At 46.5% G+C, this 22944-nt stretch carries 18 protein-coding genes; 11 read left to right on the top strand and 7 right to left on the bottom strand.

Going from position 1 to position 22944, the window contains the following annotated elements; all coding sequences use genetic code 11:
• The first annotated feature begins 20 nt into the window (after positions 1-20).
• From rimK to HUB64_RS09340, 5 genes are all read left to right on the top strand, one after another.
• A complete protein-coding gene (rimK, locus tag HUB64_RS09320; protein WP_006081851.1) occupies positions 21-926 on the top strand; it encodes a 30S ribosomal protein S6--L-glutamate ligase in 906 nt (301 codons plus the stop codon).
• A gap of 113 nt (positions 927-1039) precedes the next feature.
• On the top strand, positions 1040-1237 hold the full coding sequence (gene iscX / locus HUB64_RS09325; RefSeq protein ID WP_028759821.1) for a Fe-S cluster assembly protein IscX: 198 nt from the start codon (positions 1040-1042) through the stop codon (positions 1235-1237).
• A 217-nt stretch (positions 1238-1454) separates the two neighbouring features.
• Positions 1455-1622, top strand: coding sequence for a hypothetical protein (locus HUB64_RS09330; RefSeq protein ID WP_006081849.1), 168 nt, complete (start codon positions 1455-1457; stop codon positions 1620-1622).
• A gap of 197 nt (positions 1623-1819) precedes the next feature.
• On the top strand, positions 1820-2251 hold the full coding sequence (ndk, locus tag HUB64_RS09335) for a nucleoside-diphosphate kinase (protein ID WP_011789197.1): 432 nt from the start codon (positions 1820-1822) through the stop codon (positions 2249-2251).
• A 361-nt stretch (positions 2252-2612) separates the two neighbouring features.
• Positions 2613-3056 (top strand): Hsp20 family protein, encoded by a 444-nt coding sequence (locus tag HUB64_RS09340; protein ID WP_028759822.1) that lies wholly within the window; start codon positions 2613-2615, stop codon positions 3054-3056.
• A gap of 100 nt (positions 3057-3156) precedes the next feature.
• On the opposite strand, the gene ilvN is transcribed toward HUB64_RS09340, so the two are convergent.
• From ilvN to HUB64_RS09355, 3 genes are all read right to left on the bottom strand, one after another.
• Positions 3157-3651: an acetolactate synthase small subunit gene (gene ilvN / locus HUB64_RS09345; protein ID WP_028759823.1), complete on the bottom strand. Its 495-nt coding sequence runs from the start codon at positions 3649-3651 to the stop codon at positions 3157-3159.
• The gene (locus HUB64_RS09350) at positions 3651-5369 is read right to left on the bottom strand and encodes an acetolactate synthase 3 large subunit (RefSeq protein ID WP_105252618.1); all 1719 of its coding nucleotides are present in this window, start codon (positions 5367-5369) and stop codon (positions 3651-3653) included. Before HUB64_RS09350 ends, ilvN begins: the two co-directional genes overlap by 1 nt.
• Before the next feature lie 518 nt (positions 5370-5887).
• Positions 5888-7111: a multidrug effflux MFS transporter gene (locus tag HUB64_RS09355; RefSeq protein WP_173244660.1), complete on the bottom strand. Its 1224-nt coding sequence runs from the start codon at positions 7109-7111 to the stop codon at positions 5888-5890.
• A 452-nt stretch (positions 7112-7563) separates the two neighbouring features.
• Between HUB64_RS09355 and HUB64_RS09360 the strand changes: the two genes are divergently transcribed.
• Positions 7564-9438 carry a choice-of-anchor I family protein gene (locus HUB64_RS09360; RefSeq protein ID WP_173244663.1) on the top strand — a complete coding sequence of 625 codons (1875 nt, stop codon included), beginning with the start codon at positions 7564-7566 and terminating at the stop codon, positions 9436-9438.
• 115 nt (positions 9439-9553) lie between these two features.
• Here HUB64_RS09360 and HUB64_RS09365 read toward each other — a convergent pair whose 3' ends face one another.
• Positions 9554-10945, bottom strand: a complete 1392-nt coding sequence (locus HUB64_RS09365) for an SLC13 family permease (RefSeq protein WP_173496858.1) — start codon at positions 10943-10945, stop codon at positions 9554-9556.
• 80 nt (positions 10946-11025) lie between these two features.
• Between HUB64_RS09365 and HUB64_RS09370 the strand changes: the two genes are divergently transcribed.
• Positions 11026-11844, top strand: a complete 819-nt coding sequence (locus HUB64_RS09370; RefSeq protein WP_173244669.1) for a helix-turn-helix transcriptional regulator — start codon at positions 11026-11028, stop codon at positions 11842-11844.
• A gap of 120 nt (positions 11845-11964) precedes the next feature.
• Here the strand turns inward: HUB64_RS09370 and HUB64_RS09375 are convergent, their stop codons facing one another.
• Together HUB64_RS09375 and HUB64_RS09380 are read right to left on the bottom strand one after the other, a co-directional pair.
• Positions 11965-14526 carry a glycoside hydrolase family 15 protein gene (locus tag HUB64_RS09375; protein ID WP_173496859.1) on the bottom strand — a complete coding sequence of 854 codons (2562 nt, stop codon included), beginning with the start codon at positions 14524-14526 and terminating at the stop codon, positions 11965-11967.
• 148 nt (positions 14527-14674) lie between these two features.
• Entirely contained in the window at positions 14675-16336 is a 1662-nt protein-coding gene (locus HUB64_RS09380) for an MFS transporter (protein ID WP_173496860.1), read from the bottom strand.
• Between the two features lie 891 nt (positions 16337-17227).
• On the opposite strand from HUB64_RS09380, the gene HUB64_RS09385 reads away from it, so the two are divergent.
• Together HUB64_RS09385 and HUB64_RS09390 are read left to right on the top strand one after the other, a co-directional pair.
• A complete protein-coding gene (locus tag HUB64_RS09385; protein ID WP_173496861.1) occupies positions 17228-17521 on the top strand; it encodes a YciI family protein in 294 nt (97 codons plus the stop codon).
• Positions 17522-17732: 211 nt separating this feature from the next.
• A complete protein-coding gene (locus HUB64_RS09390; RefSeq protein WP_173496862.1) occupies positions 17733-18740 on the top strand; it encodes a class I SAM-dependent rRNA methyltransferase in 1008 nt (335 codons plus the stop codon).
• An 89-nt stretch (positions 18741-18829) separates the two neighbouring features.
• Here HUB64_RS09390 and HUB64_RS09395 read toward each other — a convergent pair whose 3' ends face one another.
• Positions 18830-20992, bottom strand: a complete 2163-nt coding sequence (locus HUB64_RS09395; RefSeq protein WP_173496863.1) for a glycoside hydrolase family 97 protein — start codon at positions 20990-20992, stop codon at positions 18830-18832.
• A 255-nt stretch (positions 20993-21247) separates the two neighbouring features.
• Here HUB64_RS09395 and HUB64_RS09400 point away from each other — a divergent pair, with 255 nt between their 5' ends.
• Together HUB64_RS09400 and HUB64_RS09405 are read left to right on the top strand one after the other, a co-directional pair.
• Entirely contained in the window at positions 21248-22069 is an 822-nt protein-coding gene (locus HUB64_RS09400) for a tRNA (adenine(22)-N(1))-methyltransferase TrmK (protein ID WP_173496864.1), read from the top strand.
• A 272-nt stretch (positions 22070-22341) separates the two neighbouring features.
• On the top strand, positions 22342-22872 hold the full coding sequence (locus HUB64_RS09405; RefSeq protein ID WP_173496865.1) for an NUDIX hydrolase: 531 nt from the start codon (positions 22342-22344) through the stop codon (positions 22870-22872).
• The last annotated feature ends 72 nt before the right edge of the window (positions 22873-22944 follow it).

The raw sequence follows: 22944 nt of genomic DNA on the forward strand, positions 1-22944 counted from the left end.
TAATGGTTGCCGGAGACCAAATGAGAATAGCGATTTTATCGCAAGGACCAGAGTTATATTCAACGAAGCGACTCGTTGAAGCGGCTCAATTACGTGGTCATGAAGTACACGTAATCAATCCCCTTGAATGTTATATGAATATCAATATGCGGCAATCGAGTATCCACATTGGCGGGCGAGAGTTACCTGCATTTGATGCCGTGATCCCCCGTATTGGGGCGTCGATTACCTTTTATGGTTCGGCGGTGTTGCGCCAATTTGAGATGATGGGCGTCTATGCCTTAAATGATTCAGTTGGAATTTCCCGCTCACGGGACAAATTGCGTTCTATGCAGCTGATGTCACGCCGCGGTATTGGTTTGCCTATTACCGGTTTTGCCAATAAACCGAGTGATATTCCTGACTTAATTGATATGGTGGGTGGCGCGCCTCTGGTGATTAAATTACTCGAAGGCACTCAAGGCATTGGCGTGGTATTAGCCGAGACTCGCAAAGCGGCTGAGAGCGTGATTGAAGCCTTTATGGGCCTGAAAGCCAACATCATGGTGCAGGAATATATCAAAGAAGCCAACGGCGCAGACATTCGCTGTTTCGTGCTCGGTGATAAAGTGATTGCCGCCATGAAACGTCAAGCTATGCCCGGTGAGTTCCGCTCTAATTTGCACCGTGGTGGCACGGCGAGTTTAGTCAAACTAACTCCTGAAGAGCGCTCTGTGGCTATTCGTGCGGCGAAGACGATGGGATTGAATGTGGCAGGGGTTGATTTGTTACGCTCAAACCATGGTCCAGTGATCATGGAAGTGAACTCTTCACCAGGGCTTGAGGGGATTGAAGGCGCCACCACGAAAGATGTGGCGGGTGCTATTATTGATTTTGTTGAAAAAAATGCGATTAAAGTAAAAAAGGTGACGCAAGCACAGGGTTAACACCCTTGGTGTCGAGTATTGACTACGGAATATCAACACTTGATTCACCTCCTTATGGGTAACGGCGTTAAGCACTAGCTTATCCATTCAAGCGAACAGAATAGGGGAAAACGATGACATTAACTTGGATAGATTCGTTAGATATTGCGTTGGAATTACTCGAAGCACACCCAGAGGTGAATCCCACTCAGCTGCATTTCACCCAACTGTATGAGTGGGTGTTAGCTTTGAATGATTTTGCTGATGATCCTAAGCATTGCAATGAAAAAATACTGGAAGCAATTCAGCAGTGTTGGATTGATGAAAAGTAGTGAGCACAGTTGTGGTACGGCTTTTTATGTGAGGCATCTTGTCCTTCAGAAGATTAACTAAGGTGATTTACCTCACGTATTTGAAGTGGCGCAGAGAATATTTGGCGAGAGTTTGATCACAGTCAAGTTCATTTTCAGTGGATATCGTAATTTGTTGTATATTGGTTAAGGCATTTATATGGCTTAACTTTATTATCGCAACTGCAAGGATGTTCACATGAAACTTTTGCTTGTATTGTTATGTATGCTTGTCCCTTCAATGGCTTGGGCTCATCCAGGTCATGGCGGTGTCGGTTTATTCCATCACTTGTTAGATCTTGCACCTGCAGTCATTTTAGTCGCTTTGATTGCATGGGCTGGTATTTGGGCAAAAAATAGAAAATAATCCCATTTTTTAATGAGTTAATGAACCCTGCTAAGGATTTATCCTCCTAGCGGGGTATTTTGTGTGATCAAGCTGATTACGAATAAAGCGAATGTGCGCAATATCTCAGACTAATTTGCTATAAAGATAGGATTTAGCTTTTAAATTTCGTATAATCCGCGCGAATTTTTTAAACTTGCTGACAAAGGAAGCTAGTTATGGCGATCGAACGCACATTTTCTATTATCAAGCCAGATGCTGTTGCAAAAAACCACATCGGTGCTATCTACAATCGTTTTGAAACTGCTGGTCTTAAGATCGTTGCAGCTAAAATGTTACACCTGACCAAAGAACAAGCTGAAGGTTTCTATGCTGAGCATAGCGAGCGTGGTTTCTTCGGTGCTCTGGTTGCATTTATGACTTCTGGTCCTATCATGGTCCAAGTATTAGAAGGCGAAAACGCTGTTTTAGCTCACCGTGAAATTTTAGGTGCAACTAATCCTGCTCAAGCAGCTCCTGGTACTATCCGTGCTGATTTCGCAGAAAGCATTGACGAAAACGCGGCTCACGGTTCAGATGCTGTTGAATCTGCTGCTCGTGAAATTGCTTACTTCTTCAGCGCTGAAGAATTGTGTCCACGCACTCGTTAATTCGATGCTAAGACTGAAAAGGAGCCTAGGCTCCTTTTTTATTGGCTGCAATTTAGTGAATATAGATTTCCATATTGCAATGACGCTAATCCCTTTATACAAATCATACGTCAATTCAAAGTGTTAAAACTTAATAAAATTTTGTTTTTATTAGTCTTTTTAAATTTTGCACATTTTTTTAATTTTCTTGCTTGAAATTTTCTCTCCCGTCCTTATATCTATTTCAGGATCGCTCGATGAGGATCCTAGTGTGAATTCTGTGCCGTAAGGACAGAAGATTTAACTCGGCAGACTCTGCAAGCGTTTTCATCGTGAAAACCGTCCGCCAATTCTCCATATTGCTTAAGACAAGGATATGAATATGCGTAATTATGATCTAGCTCCCCTGTACCGTAGTGCCATTGGTTTTGACCGTTTAGCTCAGCTGGCAGAACATGCCGCCGCTAATAATGGCAATACTGGCTATCCCCCATATAACATTGAATTATTAGGCGAAAATCGCTATCGCATTACTATGGCCGTGGCCGGATTCTCAATGAATGAACTTGAGATCAGCAGTGAAGGTGAGAAATTACTGGTGAAAGGCAATAAAGCTGAAAGCCAAACCGAGCGTAAATACTTGTACCAAGGCATAGCGGAACGCGGTTTTGAGCGCACTTTCCAACTGGCAGACTATGTCACTGTGCTCGGCGCAAGTTTAGAAAATGGCTTACTCAATATTGATTTAGTGCGTGAAATCCCTGAAGCATTGAAACCACGCAAAATTGAGATCACTTCATCGCGCTTGCTAGACAGCCAGTCATAATTGACACTGTGGTAACCACCTAAAAACAAGGGGAGCATTATGCTCCCCTTGATGTTTTTGTGTTCACGCAAAAAATGTCCGCGAGATTTCCGTGAGAAAGTTACGCTTTCATGGCCTTTTCGCCGCGAGCCAAACCCACCACACCGGAGCGAGAGACTTCGACCAATTTAGTCACTTCACCTAGCGCATGGATAAACGCATCGAGTTTCTCTGATGTGCCGACCATTTGGATGGTATATAAATTGGCGGTGACATCGACAATTTGGCCGCGGAAAATGTCCGCCATCCGTTTAACTTCTTCCCTAAACTCGCCCTGGGCGCGGACCTTGATAAGGGCTAATTCGCGTTCAATATAAGCAGACTCGGTAATATTCGAAACTTTTAACACATCGATGAGTTTATGTAACTGCTTCTCTATCTGCTCTAACACCATTTCATCGGCAACGACCGTGATGTTAAGCCGCGATAGTGTGATATCGTCCGTTGGCGCCACCGTTAAACTTTCAATGTTATAACCGCGCTGTGAAAACAAACCGACCACACGAGACAGGGCGCCGGATTGGTTTTCTAATAATACAGATATAATTCGACGCATTAGCATTTCTCCGTCTTAGTCAGCCACATTTCATTCATCGCACCACCGCGGATCAACATGGGGTACACGTGCTCAGTTTCATCCACCATGATGTCGATAAAGACCAGTCTGTCTTTCATCGCTAGCGCTTCTGCCATTTTTGACTCAAGTTCGGCGGGATCGCTGATCGTCATACCTACATGGCCATAGGCCTCGGCAATTTTGGCAAAATTGGGTACTGAATCCATATAGGAATGTGAGTGACGGCCAGAGTAAATCATGTCCTGCCATTGTTTAACCATGCCAAGGAAACGATTGTTTAAGTTGATAATTTTAACCGGCGTATCATATTGCAGCGCGGTCGAAAGCTCTTGAATGTTCATCTGGATTGAACCATCACCCGTGACACAGACAACCGTGGCATCAGGCATCGCCATTTTAACCCCCATTGCGGCGGGTAGGCCAAACCCCATGGTGCCTAGACCCCCTGAGTTGATCCAGCGGCGCGGCTTATCGAACGGATAGTACAAGGCGGCAAACATCTGATGCTGGCCAACATCAGAGGCGACATAGGCATCGCCATTGGTCAGCTTATACAAGGTTTCAATCACTTGCTGTGGTTTGATGCGACCACTGTTTTTGTCATAGGCCAGACAATCGCGGCCGCGCCATTGCTCAATATCATTCCACCAAGTGGCGATGGCATCGTTGTCATTGTGCTCGTTCGATTCATCTAACAGTGTCAACATGCTGTCTAAAATACTGTCGGCCGACCCTACGATGGGAATGTCGACGTGGATAGTTTTTGAAATAGACGAGGGATCGATATCTATGTGCAAAATGGTCGCGTTCGGGCAATATTTTTCCACATTATTAGTGGTTCTATCATCGAAGCGCACACCAATACCGAAGATCAAATCGCAGTTATGCATAGTCATGTTGGCTTCGTAGCGACCGTGCATCCCTAGCATGCCTAGGCTGTTTTTGTGGGTACTTGGAAAAGCCCCCAGTCCCATGAGTGTGCTGACGACGGGAATATTTAATCTCTCAGCTAATTGTAAAATTTGCTTATCACAACCCGAGATAATGGCGCCGCCACCGACATAGAGCACAGGCTTTTTAGCCGCTAATAGTGCCTGTAGTCCACGACGGATCTGTCCTTTATGCCCCGAGGTTGTCGGGTTGTATGAGCGCATTTTCACGCTTTCGGGATAAATATATTCGTGCAGCAGCGCTGGGTTTAAGCAATCTTTTGGCAGGTCGACGACCACAGGCCCAGGACGGCCGGTAGAGGCAATATAAAAGGCTTTTTTTATTGTTTCAGGGATTTGAGTGGGATCTTTAACTAAAAAGCTGTGTTTGACCACAGGACGAGAGATACCGATCATATCGCATTCTTGGAAGGCGTCATTACCGATAAGGTTGCTCGGTACTTGACCCGATAATACGACGAGGGGAATAGAGTCCATGTAGGCGGTGGCAATACCGGTAATCGCGTTGGTGGCACCTGGTCCTGAAGTGACTAATACCACGCCCACTTTACCCGTAGCACGGGCATAACCATCAGCCATATGCACGGCAGCTTGTTCGTGGCGAACGAGTATGTGTTCAATACCTGGGATAACGTGCAGGGCATCGTAGATATCTAAAACTGAACCGCCAGGATAGCCAAAAATGTGCTTTACGCCTTCATCAATCAAAGAACGCACTATCATGCTGGCGCCGGATAACATCTCCATGTGGAACTCCTATTGCATAGTACCGTTACGGTAAACAGTATTTTGTTACAGCGACGGTAATCGCTCTAAAAATTAAGCCTGAAGGGTAATTCAGACTCCGAAATGCTGAACTGACTTCGTAGAAGACAAGTGATTCATCCTTAGGATGCAGCAACTGTTGCAATGAACAGAATTTCATCATATTCAAAAAAAACAACATTTCAAGCCTTTTATGTAAAAAATAACCAACTTGAAACAATTTCACGTTTGAATGGCTGGATAGCTTGCTGGAATCGCCAAGTAATCTAGGCTGATTTATGAGTTTATCTTATATTTTTCAGATTGTTAGATACTTAAAAAGCAAAAACGGCACTAAAAGTGCCGTTTTGGTGTGGGACGTTAGATAAGCAGATACTTAACAGTTGCGATTAAATATTACTTATTTGCTACATTAGTGAAAGCCAATGCGCTGTTTTCACGCGATCAAACATGTGTTGCCGATGTGGCATTGGTATCCATGGGTCCTTAAAAATAGATCCTTAAACCGTCGGCTGTATTTGATGTTTTGGACGATTAAATTGGCAAATACCGACTAACACAATAGAGCCTAACATGAGGGCAGAGAAGGGCACTGCTGTGCCATCATAGAACACCGCTAATAACGGCCCCGCTAATGCGCCACAGCCAAATCTTAAGGTGCCAATAACCGCCGTTGCCGTTCCGGTTTCTTGTTTGAACTTCATCAGCACTATCGCATCGGCGTTGACCGACATCACCCCTAGGCTGCCCATCAAAGGAATAAGCATGATCACGGTAAAATGATAGCTCATATCCAGTAGGTTGACGGTTAATAAACCAGCTCCCGCAATAGCGCCAAAAAAGGTCGATACGTGCAACATACGCAGCGAACCATAGCGGCCGACAATGCGAGTATTAATGATATTGGCCAACATCAAGGCACCAACGTTGGTGCTAAACAAGATGGCAAAATAGGATTTATCTAAGGCAAAGACTTCCATATAAACGAAGGGGGATGCGGTGAGATAACAGAAAAACGCAAAAGACGTTAACACGCCGCTGGCAATGTTCAACTTAACGCCAGGTCGGGAAAATACGGTCGCATAGGCACCAAGAAACGATTTTTGGCTGCGGGTATCCATATCTTTATCGCTGGGCATTTTTAGCGCAAACAGCACGAGTAATAACAGGGTCGCGGCATAGGCAGATTGAATGAAGAAGATTAAATGCCAATCACCGAGTTCTAAGATCACGCTGCCAATACTAGGGGCCAATAATGGCGCTAACATCATGATTAAACTCACGTAAGACATACCTTTGGCGGTATTATCGCCATAGACTTCTTTGATGTATCCCGGTACCACCACAGTCGCTGCTGCGCCGATAAAGGCCTGCAAAAAGCGTAGCCCAAGAAAGACTTCGACTTGACCAGCAAAACCAATCAGTAAACTGGTTAGCATAAAGCCACTCAGCCCCATTATCACCATAGGGCGACGGCCAATGCGGTCAGCTAAGGGACCGAAACACAACATGCCCAGTGCATAACCTGCTAAGTAGATACTCAGGGATTGTTGCACTGTTGTGATATCGGTATGAAAACTAAGGGCCAATGTCGACATCGCAGGTAAGTACATGTCGATGGCCAATGGTGTGATCGCGACAATCGCCGCTAGCATGGGAATAAGCAGTGCTAAATTCGGTATACGTCTACCGTTATGGGCAGAAGGTTGTGATTGTGGGTCCACTGTTACCTCGGGTGGCGAAAGAATAGAAAGCGTATTTCTCAGGGTTATGCGGCGTGGTTTAAATTGTACTAGGACAATTCACTCTAATCCGTCCATTTTTAGCCAGCATCTTGCGCTAATTGGCAGTGTTTGGGGAAAAGTGAATTGTGCTTCGATCAATTTTCACGGTAAGGCATTAAGCAATAGCATAGTAAAGCGCTAGGACAAATAAACCAATCTTTGCGATGATTTCTTTACCGTATTTTACCGATTAAATTGTAACTAAGTAGCAAGTCTCGATAATCGAGGCATAACCTTGGCGGCTCGAGCCGTTATCCTCCAATATGCTTCATTCAAAAGTGTTAGTTGTCATCTGAGTGTCACTGCTTTGTCATCTAGGTGTCTTTTATGCTGACTAATTTAGTGGGTTTTAGCTTCACCTTACTAAAAATAAAATATTCAGGAATGACACGATGAAAACACAACGACTCCCGCTTGCAGCCGCCATTATGGCGAGCTTATTACTCGGTGCTTGCAGCGGTGATGATGGCGCTGCAGGTGATAAAGGCGACAACGGCTTAAATTCACTGGTTAAAGTGACCGCATTAACTATCGGTGATGCAAATTGTCCCGCCGGTGGTCAGCGAATCGATACCGGATTAGATGCCAACCATAATGGACAATTGGATGACAATGAAATTGCGGTCGCGCAAACCCAATATGTTTGCCAGCCACAAACTGCAAGCTTAAAGGCTGAGTTAATTGGTCGTCATCAGACAGGCGTTTATGGCTTAAGTGCCGCCGAAATTGTTGAATATCATAGTGCTTCAAACCGTATTTTTGTGGTTAATGCGATCAGCGGCAAAGTCGATATTATCGATGGCAGCTTATTAGCGACTGCATCAAACGCCACAGATCCTTTAGCATTGAATAATCTCGAAAAATTAGCAGAACTCGATGTTGCTAAGGATGTGGGTCAAACCTTTATGGGTAGCGTGAACAGCGTGAGTATTTCAGGCAACTTGTTAGCGGCTGCCATTGAGCGTGGTGACGCTGCAGGCAATGAAACCCAAGCCAATGGTTTTGTGGCTTTTTATCAGCTTAATGGCACAGATGCTCCGCAGTTTATCAGCGCCGTCGAAGTCGGTGCTTTACCCGATAATGTAGTGTTCACCCACGATGGTAAAACCTTACTCGTGGCCAATGAAGGCGAACCTAATCCTGCTTATACCTTAGATCCTGAAGGCAGTGTTGCGTTGATTGCTATTACTGACGGTAAGCCCGCAGCTACTGCGACCATCATAAATTTTAGTGCGTTTAATCAGGGCGGTGCGCGTGCAACTGAAATCACCGCTGACATTAAAATTAATGGCCCAATGGCGAGTGTGGCGCAGGATTTAGAACCTGAATATATCGCCATTAGCCAAGATAACCGCCGTGCATTTGTCAGTTTACAAGAGAACAATGCTATTGCCGTGATTGATATCGCCAATGCGAAAGTCTCGAAGATTTTACCGCTAGGCCTCAAAGATTACGGGCTTGATGTGAATAAAATTGATGCGAGTGACAAAGATAATCTTGTTAACCAGCAAAGCTACACAGGGGTGTACGGCATGTATCAACCCGATACCCTTGCTAGCTACCGTTGGAATAACACTGACTTTATTGTGACTGCGAATGAAGGTGACTCCCGTGACTATGCGGCTTTTTCGGAAGAAGCCCGCGCAGGGGATTTAGTGCTCGACCCGAATCACCCACAATTTGCCGCCGCAAAAGATAAAACCCAATTAGCGCGTCTCAAGGTAACGACGAGCATGGGGGACGATGATAAGGATGGCGACTACGACAAAGTCATGAGCTTTGGTGCTCGTTCATTCTCGATTTGGAATGCTGATGGTCAGCAAGTGTTTGACAGTGGCAGTGATTTTGAACGTATTACCGCCGCACTACTGGGGGATAAATTCAACAATAACAACGAAGAAAATAAAGGTGATAGTCGCAGCGATGACAAGGGGCCAGAGCCAGAAGCTTTAGCCCTAGGCCAAATTGGTCAACGACTATATGCCTTTGTTGGTTTAGAACGTACCTCTGGCTTTATGATCTATGACGTGACTAATCCTTTTGATGTGCATTTTGTCGACTATGTTGTGAATCGTGATTTTGAAGCTGACTTCGTTGTCGATACCGCTACAGGTGCAGTCAAAGGTGATGCAACATTGGCGGGTGATTTAGGGCCAGAAGGGATGAAATTTGTCAGTGCCGATAAAAGCCCTAACGGTAATCCTTTGTTAATCATAGGCAATGAAGTCAGTGGCACCACAAGTGTTTACCAACTCAAGATCAAGTAATTGAGCTTTACTCAGTCACCTGAGCATCGCGCTTTGGACGTGGGCCTTGTGAGTTCTTGATATAACCGCTCTAAAATCCACCATTGGCGGCATGAATACCGCCAATGGTGAGGGTTTAGGCTATCCAACCGAGCCATAGCCACCACAGATAATCCAGTGGAATAAGTGCAACTAGAGTTATTGCCGCTAGAGGTAAGGTGATGCGAAGTAGTTTAGTTAATGGCTCTTGGGATAATTGCATCGCCAAAATCAAAGGAGCAACCTGATAAGGAAAAATCACGGTTGAGAAACCGATCACCTGCGTCATTAATACCGCTGGAGTGGAGAAGCCAGTTGCATTGGCAAAGTCTGCTGCCATGGGGGATAACACTGTCGGTACACCAGGAACCGTTGCCACTAATCCCGTTAGCGTCGCGATTAACGATAACGACATAAAATTCAGGAACGATGCCCCTTGCTGCAAAGGTAACCATTCACTGAACAGTTGACCTAGTGCAGTGCCGAGCTCGGAATGATTGACCAATGCTCCCAGACCTAAGGCCGCCGCGACAAAAATGACGGTCGACAAATCCACTGAACTATTAAAACTCTTAGGCTCAAGCACTCCCCATTTTGGGAGCAATAACAAGATAGCCGTTGTTAATCCTACCCAAGCGGGATTAATGCCGTGCAGCGAGTCAGTCACCCAAAAGAGCAAAGTAATAGCCAGTAACAGTGCAACTTTCTTTTGCATACCAAGGTTATAAGCTTCTTTTTCAATAACGCGTTCAGGCTGGTTGTTATCAATTTTTGCAGGAAATAGGAAAATGACTAGCGCCACAATCAATATTGATTTGAGTAAGCCAAGGATTGGAAAATGCAATAAGAGATACTCAGTATAACCAAAGTGGATATTGAATAGATTCTCACTGGAACCCGCTAATATCATGTTGGGAATATTCGCGGGCAACACGGCAAAACTGGGCATGTTACACGCCAGTGCTAGGGCGGTCGCAATGCCTATCCGCCCATGGCTACCACGAGCAAAACCGACTTGCTCGGCTAACGCCATACCAATAGGCACCAGTACCACTGCACGGCCAACGGATGAGGGCATCACAAAGCCAAGCAGTACAGCACTAAAGACCAAACCCGCAATTAAGCGTGGATAACTTGTGGTCAGTATGGGGGCAATCAAACTGGCCATTCTGCGACTTAAACCTGACTGAGTGATGGCACTGCCGATCACAAACCCCGAAATGATTAACCACACCGCAGTTGAGCCGAATCCGGAGAAAAGTATACTCGGCTCAATGAGTTTAAAAATGGTGGCAAGGGCAAAAAAGATTAATCCCGCCATAAAGGGCGGGAAGAAACCAGTGCTCCAAAACATCAAGGTCACTAACACTACGCCTGCGCTGTAGGAAAACACCGCGGGATGCTGACTTAGCGGAAAAAGCGCAAGTAAAGTAGCGATCAACAGTGCACTGAAAAACGCTAGTTGTTTAACGCCAATAAAATGTTTCATGCTCACCGACCTATTGGGTTGAATACGTAAAAGATGCCTACTAAGATAGCTGACTTACTTTGGCGTTTTAAGAGGGTAATATGTCAAAATATGTTCCTAAAGCGACATTGTTAACACCCAGTGATGCGGCGTTTATCATAGATGCCAATCGGCCCGTGCTGACCCATACTCGCAATATGGCGGCGGAAGCGGGCATCGAACCTCACTCGCACCCGCGGGGTCAGCTACTTTGGGCCGCCAAAGGTTTGTTACGTGTTCGCAGTGAAAATGCCGTCTGGGTGGTACCCTCAACCCATGCCGTTTGGATCCCTTGCAATCTGCCCCATCAAGTGAACAGTGAAACCCACGCCCATACTCGCAATATTTATATTGACCCTAGTTATGGCGTTAGGCCACAGGATACGCAAGTGGTGATGGTGACTATGACAGCGCTGATGCGTGAATTAGTGCTTAAACTTTGTGAAAGTTCACATCTTATGGACAGTGGACAACTGCATCGGCTGGGTTTGGTTGCCATCGATGAGCTCCAAACTCTGGACAGTCTGGATGCCCATTTACCTGCTGGCTCAGATCCAAGACTCAGCCGCTTGATCCAAACGCTGATCCGACGTCCAAAAGTGAGTTACTCACTGACCGAGTTAGCCGAAATGGGCGGCGCGAGTGTGAGAACGATTGAGCGACTATTCAAAGCTGAAACTGGGCTCACTTATCGACAATGGCGGCAAAGGTTTCGTTTGTTAAATTCGCTTGAGAGCTTAAGCCAAGGGGAGAGCACGACTATGGTGGCCCATAGTTTAGGTTATTTGAGTGTCAGCAGTTTCAGTGCCGCCTTTAAAATGCAATTTGGTTGCACGCCGCAAGATTACCCGCAGCATAAGCCTATGAAAAGCGGGCGCTAAATCAGGCATCATAAAACCGTCTATAAAAAGCTAGAACAACATCTAGGATGCTGTTCTAGCCTGCAATTTATCAAAGTATCGTTAAGCTAATGCGCTATTTTAATTGGCTATTTCAACTTGTCATTTCAATGCCGCTGGGACGATAGGGTAATAATCCCAGACTTGGCCATCGGTCATTGAGCGCACCAGTTTGATGTATTCGGCATGGGTCCAAGCAAGCGGTGTGGCAGAGTTGGTGCCTTGTCCGAGTTGGTAATGATAGCGGGTGGCGTCGCCGACACCGTCCCACGCTTGCTCGGGTAACATCATGCCCGCATTCGCAAAGGTTTCCATGCCTTGCACATAGGTGTTGATTAACTGCTGCTTGGTTTGCTGCGCGTTATTGCCTGTTAGCTCGCCTTTTGCTTGGGCGAGTGCTAATTCAAAATGACCACGCTCGCCGGTGAAGAAGGGCCAGACTCGGCCGCGCTGATCGGCGCTGTTGCTGCCAGATTCCGCATAGTTTTTGCCAGTAACCGTATCCTCGCCGTAACCGTCGTTGCCATAACGTCTAAAGCCGGGGATAGTGCTGCCATCTTTGGCGGTAAACTCGTATTTAAGGCGTAGGTTGTGCTCAAGCTCTGTATTATCAATCAGTTGAAGGCTTTGATTGATGAGCTTGTCAGTTGCACCGCGCACGCCATAACGCACTAGTTCTAAAAATCCGCCATCGAGGATCTGACGTTGATCTAAACCTTGCTTACCGTTATTTGCCGCCAGTGTATCGCTAGTATTTGGCTTTCCATTCGGGCTTAAACGTAAATAGTAAGGCGCGCTGACATCTGCGCTGTTTTTCAATAGCCCTTGGGTGGTGACTAAGTACTTTTCTAAGCTATCACTTAAACCTTTTGCGGCGGCAAGATAACGGCTGCTGGAGTCGGGATCTTTGGCTTCTTTGGCGATGTCACTCGCGGCAACAAGACCTGCGATCACCGCGGCCGTTGTCGAGGGTGAGTAACCCGCTTGTTCTTCCCAACGTTCTTGCTGGGTTTTGGGCGGGGTGATTTGGGTGTGATTCCAATCCAGATTGACGTCACCGCCGCTGATCAAAAAGTCCGCTGCACCTTTGAGCATCTCTTGATACCAGTGACTGATCTCATCAGGGGTGAGTACGCCCGCTTGCCAGAGTTTCCAGCCGAGCATGATAGGCATGGCAGTTTGATCGAGTTGCACGCCGACCCATTCAATTTGGCCATCCACATGGGTCTTTTGCAGGAACCAACCGGGCGTACCCGTAAAGCCGGGCGTCTTTTCGGTCACTTGCACTTTTTTCAGGTATTCGAAGGCCACTTTGGGCGTTTGTGTGTCACCCATGGCGAGGAATGCCATGGCGCATTGGTAAAAGTCGCGCGGCCATACCGCTTTATAGCCAGTGCTCGGCACGGCTGCCGAAACCGTATCGCCCCAAGGATTAGATAACGAGGCGATAAGTGCGCCCGCATAGGTTTTATCTTCCTGCGCTTTCAAGACCATAGCACTGGTATACAGCAGCTTACCGTTATCGGTCGTGTTGTTGGCCATGTTAGCGATGGCGGGCAGCGAGCTTAGGTAACCCTGCCAGCCTGTGTTGTAATTGCTGAGCACAGCATCATAACCTGCGGCCAAGCTGGCATCGGCATTGGCTAAACTCTGTGCTTCATCTTTACCAAAACCGATGGCGAGATTAAAAGTGACGGGTTTGGCTTTGATGAGCGTAGGGTAACTCGCGGTAAAGGCGATATTGCCAACGGTCGATTTATCTTGCGCACTGGTCGTTTGATAGGGCGTATCGAGTTTGCCGTTATCGGCCAAATCGGCTAGGCCATCGGAAACACCGACAAAGCCAGTCGTAGCCTGCACAAAATTCAGATCGGATTTTACCGTCATTACGCTACTGTCTTTGGCGGCGGTATAGGCCACCAGCGCCTGATTATTAGCATGAGTGTTGGCATGACTGTCAGTATGAGTGTCGATGCGGCCGATATCATTGGCGCCCGCATTGTCGATATGCGGATTGACATACAAATGCGGTGTAATGCCATCTTCAAAGGCGGTAAAGGTGACACGCATCATCAAAGTGTCGCGGTCGGGATCGGTAAAGATATGCTTTTCAATCTGATACTTACCTTCAACATCTTTATTGATAATTTTATAGGCAAGGGATTGCGGGCGACCGTTAGCATCTGTATCTAAATATTCTATGCTGCTGATAGTGTTCTCTTTTTCGGTATCGACAAAGCCATTACCCGTGACCACAAATTGCAGTTCTTTGAGCTGCGCATTGTGAATAAGACCATACATGGTTTCGGTTAAAATACCTTGGGCGAGGGAGAACCAAACGCGGCTAATGGGATTTCGCTTAGTATCTTGGTATTGACCTTGGGTATAAGGCTCGTAAGACGTCCCAATACCAGTTTTACCCGAAAATGCCCAAGTCGGCGCTTTACCCGGTGCGCCGGGCGCAACCTGCTGCACACTTGGCGCTGCATTCACACTTGTGGCAGTTGTTGCTGAATTCGATGTGGGTGAACAGGCTGTGAATCCTATTGTCCCTAATAGAGTTGCGGCGACGGCAAGCGCTAGGCGGCTGCGCTTTGTTAACGCTTGTGTGTGACGGTTTTGGTTGGTGTGCAGGTCCTGCTGCGGCGTAGGACTCGATTCCATCTCGTTCTCCCCAAATAATGGTTTTATTTTTATAGTGATTGAATTGATAAAGATATTTTATGCTGCTGTGATTAGCCAAATGACCGAATTCACCGCGCTTAACATGCATTTCTGCATATCGCCTAATGTGTATCGTTGCTATAAAGAGCTAACTTTTATTTGTTAATTTGCCTGTGGCTTTCGTGATTAAGTGGGTCTTGCGGTTCATCGCTGCACTTTGATTATTTGGGTTATTTTGTTCGACAACGTCTTGGTCGACAAATAATACGGCAATGCCTGCACACATCATCAAGACGCCACCTGTGATCAGTGCATAAATAGGTTGACCATCGAACAGACCATTGAGCACTAAACCCAGCACACTGGCGGCAAGAAGCTGCGGGATGACGATGAAAAAGTTAAAAATCCCCATGTAAACGCCCATTTTTTGCGGGGGTAACATGCCCGACAACATGGCGTAGGGCACAGATAAAATTGACGCCCACGCGATACCGACACCTATCATAGGCAGCCATAACAGGCTTGGGTCTGTAATAAAAAAGAAACTAATCAAACCTATACCACCACAGAACATATTGACTGTGTGGGTCAGCTTGATGCCAATACGCTTAGCCAGCATAGGAATAAAAATCGCGGCAATGGCGGCAAAACCATTGTAGGAGGCGAATAGTACGCCGACCCAATCTGCGCCGTCGTTATAAGCTTGGGACAACACATCGCTGCTGCCAAAATGGTAAGACGTCACGGCGGCAGTGGTGTAAATCCACATGGCAAACAGTGCGAACCAAGAGAAAAACTGCACGATCGCCAGTTGATGCATGGCTTTGGGCATATGGAACAAGTCATCGACCACGCTAAATACCATGCCGAGCTTATTGCGTTCAGCGGGTTGTGAATTGCCTAAACGCAGCGCGCAATACAATTGCAATGGGCCAAAGGCGAAAATCCCTAAGCTCAAAATATACAGCTGCTTGTCTAAATCCTGCGCCCCAATAGCGAAGGTTAGCAGGGCGCCGAGACCCATCCACACGATGGAGGCAAATTGATAGTCCTTGCGGGTACGAGTGCGAGCTAAGGTTTCATCTTCAGCATCGGCTTGTTTTGCGTTAAAGGCGGCTAATTCTTCAGGGGAATATTCTCTTGACGATACGACAGTCCAACTAACGGCGAGCAATAATACTGTGCCGCCAAAATAGAAGGCATAACGTACTGAATCGGCAATTTCACCCGCTGGTGCAGTATTCGCAACATCAAAAAAGTGAGTCAAAATATAGGGTAAGGCCGAAGCGACCACAGCGCCAATGCCGATGAAAAAGCTTTGCATGGCATAGCCTTGAGTACGTTGGCTTTTCGGTAAATTGTCACCGACGAAGGCGCGAAACGGCTCCATGGCGATGTTGATCGAGGCATCCATGATCCATAACATGCCGGCGGCAATCCACAGGGTAGGCGAGTGCGGCATGATGAAAATGGCAAGGGTAGTAAAAATCGCGCCAATCAAAAAATAGGGGCGACGACGGCCAAGGCGTCCCCAAGTGTTATCACTCAAATAACCAATAATAGGTTGAACCAATAAACCCGTCAGTGGTGCGGCAATCCACAGTATGGGAATTTCATCGATAGAAGCCCCTAAGGTTTGAAAAATGCGGCTGACGTTGGCATTTTGCAGGGCAAACCCAAATTGAATGCCTAAAAAACCGAAACACATATTAAAAATTTGCCAGAAACTCAGCTCAGGTTGTTGCTTGAATGCATGCGGCAACTGAGGCGCTGCGGCTTGATGGGGATCTTGCTGGTGATTCGAAGACATTGAACTTCCTTTCTGTTGCCGGCAGTCGTTCTGCCTTGAGTGCTTATTGTTTTAATTGTTTTGCCTAGCAATGGATTGGCACTGTACTTTGCTTTTATGTGGTGAGCTATTTCATCACAGCCAAGAGCATACAATAAAAGCTAAGAGTCAGATTCATGGCTTATTCATGGTAGTTTCGCGCATGCCATGAATGAGTGTACTCTGTGAAAAAATGGCGAATATACTCCTCCCTCAGAAGCATATTCGCCGATAAATTCATTTCAAATTTGGACCTAACACCTTAATTCAAAGGGGTTAGCCCAAGTGAGTGGCCTAAAGCCAGTCAGCAGAAAGAACTTAAGTCTGATAGCAATCCTTGTATGTAACCCTATCAGAAACGACCTCACAGATTTCAAACCCCACAAGCAGAGGGTGAAACGAGCGGATTTATAGTAGCCTCGGCGTAGATTTTTGCACAACTGCTTACATACGTATTCATCATGGATTAGTAACTGGATGGAAACATAGATGTAACGCATTTGGACAGTTTATCAATAGTTATAGGTTTGCTGGAATGCTCAAATAACTCTCTAATCTTGTTAGAATACTTGATGATCAGTCATTGCATTATTTTTTAGAAAAAAGGGTATTGTTATTGCGGATGTTAACTGAGTGATAAAATCAACCGCAGCATAACTGACGGCGAGTTCAACGCACTTAATAAGAGTCAGGATGCAATAAATATCCAGTACGGATGCCGATAGCTTGACTCGAAAGTCGCGCACTCTGCACTATGATAATAGCCAGCCTAGATATGGTGGGATCAGATAGGTACTTAGCTTATGATGATCGCCAGATTAAGCGTTTTTCGTTCGATTATTTTAAATTTTTTCAGTTGATTAAAGGATCCCTATGTTTGTTGTCTCGCTTACCTATAAAAAGCCAATTGCAGAAGTGGAGTTACATTTAGCCGCCCATATTGCTTATCTTGATCAGTATTATGCCGCAGGGACTTTTGTCGCCTCGGGTCGCAAAGTGCCACGTACCGGTGGCGTCATCCTCGCCAAGGCTGAAAGTCGCGCGGCGCTAGAGGCTATTTTGCAGCAAGATCCTTTCTGCATTGCCGATGTCGCTGAGTTTGAGGTGATAGAGTTTGTGCCGACTAAAACGGCGCTAGGGTTAGAGCCGTTGCTTGAAGTGATTTAACCTACATCTTTGTTTGAAAATTATTCCGTGTACTTGGTTATAACAGGCTTGGCGGGTTGGGGGGACATAGAGTTCCCCCATTTGGATGTTAGTCGGTGTTTATGCTGTTTTCGGGGCGAACTTTTCCGATATTCTGCGACCTAGTTTGGTATTATGCCATTTTCCCTCTTGAAACCTTACGCAGGTTTCCGCTGCGCGAGTCCCGCTTTTTATGTCTATTCAAACGCTGTTATCGACGGCTCTGGCGAAACGCCATGATTTTTTACAACAAGCAGAACAGGATCAAACCGATTGTTTTCGGGTGTTCCATGGCACAGTTGAAGGCGTGAGTGGCTTGAATGTCGACCGTTATGGCGATACTTGGCTAGTGCAGAGTTTTCATCAGACCTTAACCGACGAAGAGTTGAGTGATATTAGCGCCGTTTTGTTGCAACAGGCCGATTTGCCGATTGTGTATAACGATCGTTCATTAGGCCATTCCCGTGTATTGAATGCCTTATCACCCGCACTGACAGAGATTGCGAGTTCTGAGCGAGTAATGCAGGAAAATGGCATCAAGTTCAGCACTAAACTGCGCCACGAAGGACAAGATCCGCTGTTATTCCTCGATATGCGTATTGGCCGCGAATATGTGCGGGCACACAGCCAAGATAAAACTGTGCTGAATTTGTTTTCCTACACCTGCGGCATTGGTACTGCGGCAGCCATCGGCGGCGCGACTCAGGTGATGAATGTTGATTTTTCTTCCTTTGCTTTAGCGACGGGCAAAGCGAATGCGGCGTTAAATCAGGTGTCGAATGTATGTGAGTTTGTGCAGAGTGATGCGTTTCCGGCATTGCGCCAATTGGCAGGCTTGAGTGTGGGAGGGCGTCGCAATCAAAAATTACCGAGTTATCCCAAATTGGCGCAAACCCAGTTTGATCTGGTGTTCCTCGATCCGCCGCGTTATGCCAAGAGTGCTTTTGGTATTGTCGATTTGGTTAATGATTATCAAGGTTTGTTCAAGCCCGCATTAATGGCGACGAAAGTCGGTGGCACTATCGTTTGCTGTAACAATGTGGCGAAAGTCGAGCGCCAAGCATGGTTTGACAGTTTAGTGCGCTGCGTTGAAAAACAAGGCCGTACAGTCACTACGCACACTTGGCTCGATCCCCATGAGGATTTCCCTTCGTTCGATGACAATCATCCACTTAAAATAGTGGCACTGACATTAAACTAATTGGGTCACAGTAAACACAAAGGGCGCTTTTTAGCTCCCTTTGTTTATAGCGACTTTGTTGCTCGCAACAAAGTCGTTAAAGCACTTTATTAAAGCACTTTGAACCTTATTGCCGTGCCGCCACTGCTGGCGAGTGAGAGGTTTAGGCTATCTTTAGCACTCACCTCTTTTGTTTCTATCACATAATCATAGGGGTTGGTTTTCCAATCGGCTTTTGCGCCATCGCGGTAAATTTGTGCTTGATAACGTTTATTCGGGGAGAGGAAATCCAGTTTGACCGTGACCGTGCGTGCGGTTTCATCCGTGAGTGCGCCTAAGTACCAATCACCTTGATCCTTCGCTTGGCGAGCAAAGACCACATAGTCACCGACTTCACCGGCCAGCGCGACACTTTGATACCAATCTGTGGGCACATCGCGGATAAATTGGAAGGCATCTAAGTGCTTTTCATAATTGCGCGGCAGATCCGCTGCCATTTGGATTGGGCTATAGAGCACAACGTACAAGGCGAGCTGTTTGGTCAATGTGGTTTGCACACGATTTTCAGCATCCAACCCCTTGGGCGCTAAGTCAAAAATTCCCGGGGTAAAGTCCATTGGACCCGCAAGCATGCGGGTAAAGGGTAATATGGCCGTATGTTCAGGGCTGTTTGGTGGGCTACCCCAAGCATTATACTCTTGGCCGCGGGCACCTTCGCGGGAGATCCAGTTCGGATAGGTTCGGCGCAGGCCTGTGTCTTTAATCGGCTCGTGGGTATTGATACTGATGTGGTGTTTCGCTGCTTCAGTGACATTGTGCAAATACTCACCGACCATAAATTGGCCGTCGTGCCACTCGTGACGGGTAATGCCTTTGTCATCTATGCGCTTGATCTGGCCACCATCGGCGACATAGCCCGTTTTGACTTGAGTAACACCATGCTGCTCATACAGGGCGAAGGCATCTGCCATTTGCTCGCGATAATGCGTGACTGAACCTGCGGTTTCATGGTGGCCGATTAAACGTACATTTTGTTTTGCTCCGTATGCTGTGATGGCGGGCAGATCGAAATCAGCATAGGCCTTAGTAAAGCTAAATTGGTCGCCGTTGTGGAACCAGTCGCCATCCCAACCTTCATTCCAACCTTCTACCAGTACGCCATCAAACTGATATTTAGCGGCAAAATCCATATAACGCTTTGTTTCACTGGTGGTGGCGCCGTGGGTTGGGCCCGAGCCCCAGGTATTTTCGTTTAAGTGCATTCCCCACCAAATACCGACGTATTTCCCTGGTTTTACCCAAGTAACATCGCCGAGTTTATTGGGTTCATTGAGGTTTAGGATGAGGTGCGAATTGAGTAGCCCAGTTGCTTTGTCGGCAATTTGAATGGTGCGCCACGGCGTATAAAAACCCACTTGGGTTTTGACGCGAATACCGTCGGACCAAGGCGTGAGATCGGCCTTAAGTTTGCCATCGCGCTGTTGATCTAAGGTCATGGCGGCAAAGTCCACCAAGGCGGCTTCGTGGATACTTAAGTGCGTACCGTCTGCGAGTTTAAAGGTGAAGGGGGTATGGGCTCTATCGACGTCTTTAAGCGCTGTGGTGCGATATAAATATTCGTAGCGATTCCAGCCGCGGGCAGGGATCCACCATGCTGTGGCTTTATCGCTCTTGCCGACATTGAACTCGGTTAACTCGTCAGTGATGGATAGCGGCGAATTGGCGGGCAGGGCTGCTTGTTGGGCTAAGTGATAGCGAAAGCCAATCCCATCGTCAAAGGCTTTAAATTCGATTTCGAGTTGCACCTTGCCATTACTTAATACAGCAGTCAGTTGATTGTGTTGATCGCGGATCCATTCCTGTTCGCCCCAAGGTTGTTGCCACTTTTCATCGGCACTTTGTTTATCGCTGCTTTTTATCTGTAATCCTTGACCGAGTTCGCCAAGGGATTGAAAAACTAAGCCTAAGCGGCTCGGTTCTATGACTGTCTTGCCGTGAAAATCGATTTTATATTCGGGGCGGCCAGTATCATCACTCAAGCTGATTTGAATTTGTTGGTTGGGTGAGCTGACGGTAACGGTTTTGGCAAATACGTTGGCACTAAAAAGACTCGTGACCGCAAGGGCGATAGCTGTAGGGCTTAATAGCGCTTGCGATAGCTTTTGTCGCGATGAGCACTGGCGAGTGTGGCTGTTTGTTAAGTGGCAGTCTGTTACGTGACGGGCAGTTAAGTCGCTGCGAGTGAACTGAATAGGGTTGGTCTTGATGAACATTCCTTGATCCTTGTTTTTATAATGAATGTGACTCACAGCATACTAGTGGCGATGGCTTTTTAACCGCAACGGCCTGCATACGTATTCACCACATTAAGGCGTGTCGTAACAGACGTGACGAGAAGCACTTTGAGGGCACGAACAAAAGATGTGGTTTGCTTTTGACTCGGGTAAACTGCGCGCTTTCTTTTTGCTTAAAAATGCAATTTAGCGTGGGATTTACAGCATTTGGAGCCGCAGCAGTAAGGTCAAACCGTGAAAATTAGCCAACGTTTACAACAGATAAACAGCATGATCACTGGTCATTACGATCATATTTGGGATTGCTGCTGCGATCATGGTTTGCTCGGTATGCTGTTGTTAAAAAGGAATGCTGCTCGCCAAGTGCATTTTGTCGATTGTGTGCCTTCGCTAATGCAGGCGCTTGAGCTGCGTTTACAGCGTTTTTTCCCCGCTGACTTATCAGGCCTTAATCCCAACTTAGCGCCACACTCAGATCCAGACTTAAACCCAGACATAGACTCACAGTCAAACCAAGAACAAAACTCAAACTCAAACTTATATAGTCATACTCAGTGGCAAGTGCATTGCCTTGATGTCGCGACTTTACCGCTCGAGCAAACCAGTGACAAAGATAAACAGTTGATTATCATCGCTGGCGTGGGTGGTGAATTGCTGGTGGAATTAGTGCGGGCAATTTTAGCGCAACACCCACTGCGGCACCTCGAGTTTATTTTGTGTCCCGTGCATCATAATTACTATGTCAGGCAATCACTTTCGGCCTTAGGGCTAGGGCTTAAGTCGGAACACTTATTGGAAGAGAATCAACGTTTCTACGAAATCCTCCATGTCAGTACAATCGCAGCTCCAAATGGTCTGCCTATCACTGCTACTGGGTCGTTAATGTGGCAGACGTTAGATGAAGCAAGTTTGCAGCGAGCACAACGCTACCTGTCGCAGGTGATTGGCCATTACCAACGCATGCCGGCGCATAAGCAAACTCCTGAAATTATTCACGCCTATCAGCAGCAATTGGCCCAGCTCTTGAGTGAGCATAGTGAGTTTGAATGCGCTTGAGCATTTTTGCCGCTTGGGCATTACGTTGAGAACTAAGATGAGCGGCTATAATGAGAATCAGGCGAAAGAGATGATGCATCGCGATCTCGTTGTTAATATTATGGGTAAAATGATTTTTGCATAAACCGTTAACAATCAATCTTGTAATCGTTAAAATCTATTAATCACTCGGACTGGACTGAGTGTGATTATTGCCTCTGTGGCAGTTTTTGATCTGCATTTGGCGCATTTTCGTTTATGCTTCGACTCCTTTTCGGCAAATGGCTACGACGATGCGTTTATTGAGAACCACCCAAGATCCTGCGGTTAACCTACAGACGGCACGCGTTTTTTATCGCAGAGCTGCCCGCGCGATAGTGTTATCGGGTGAAGACATTTTGCTACTTTATACCCAAAAATACCGCGACTACAGCTTACCCGGAGGCGGAATTGACGATGGCGAGAGTCTCGAAGATGGACTGATCCGCGAGCTTCAGGAAGAAACCGGTGCCTTAGACATTCAAGTGTTAGCCCCCTTTGGTCGTTACGAAGAGTTTCGACCTTGGTACCGTGAGGGGGCGAATGTAGTGCACATGGAGTCATTCTGTTATGTGTGCCGTATCGACACCACCTTGGGCGAGCGTGGATTAGGTGAGACTCGATTAGAAGCCCATGAGATTAAAAATGGCATGCGACCTCAATGGCTCAATATTCATCAAGCTATCGCCCATAATGAAGATATTCAGCGCAATCATCCCCATAAAGGCCAATCAATAGAGCGTGAAACTTTTCTGCTAAAAAAGATAGTATTGGAATATTTTTAAGTTTTACTATTTTAAATCATAACCTTAATCTATGATTTTATTTCACGTCAAACTTAGTTTTCTTGGTTTATT

Origin of the sequence: Shewanella sp. ISTPL2, from assembly GCF_013283205.1 — a bacterium.
In the GTDB taxonomy this organism is placed as follows: domain Bacteria; phylum Pseudomonadota; class Gammaproteobacteria; order Enterobacterales; family Shewanellaceae; genus Shewanella; species Shewanella oncorhynchi.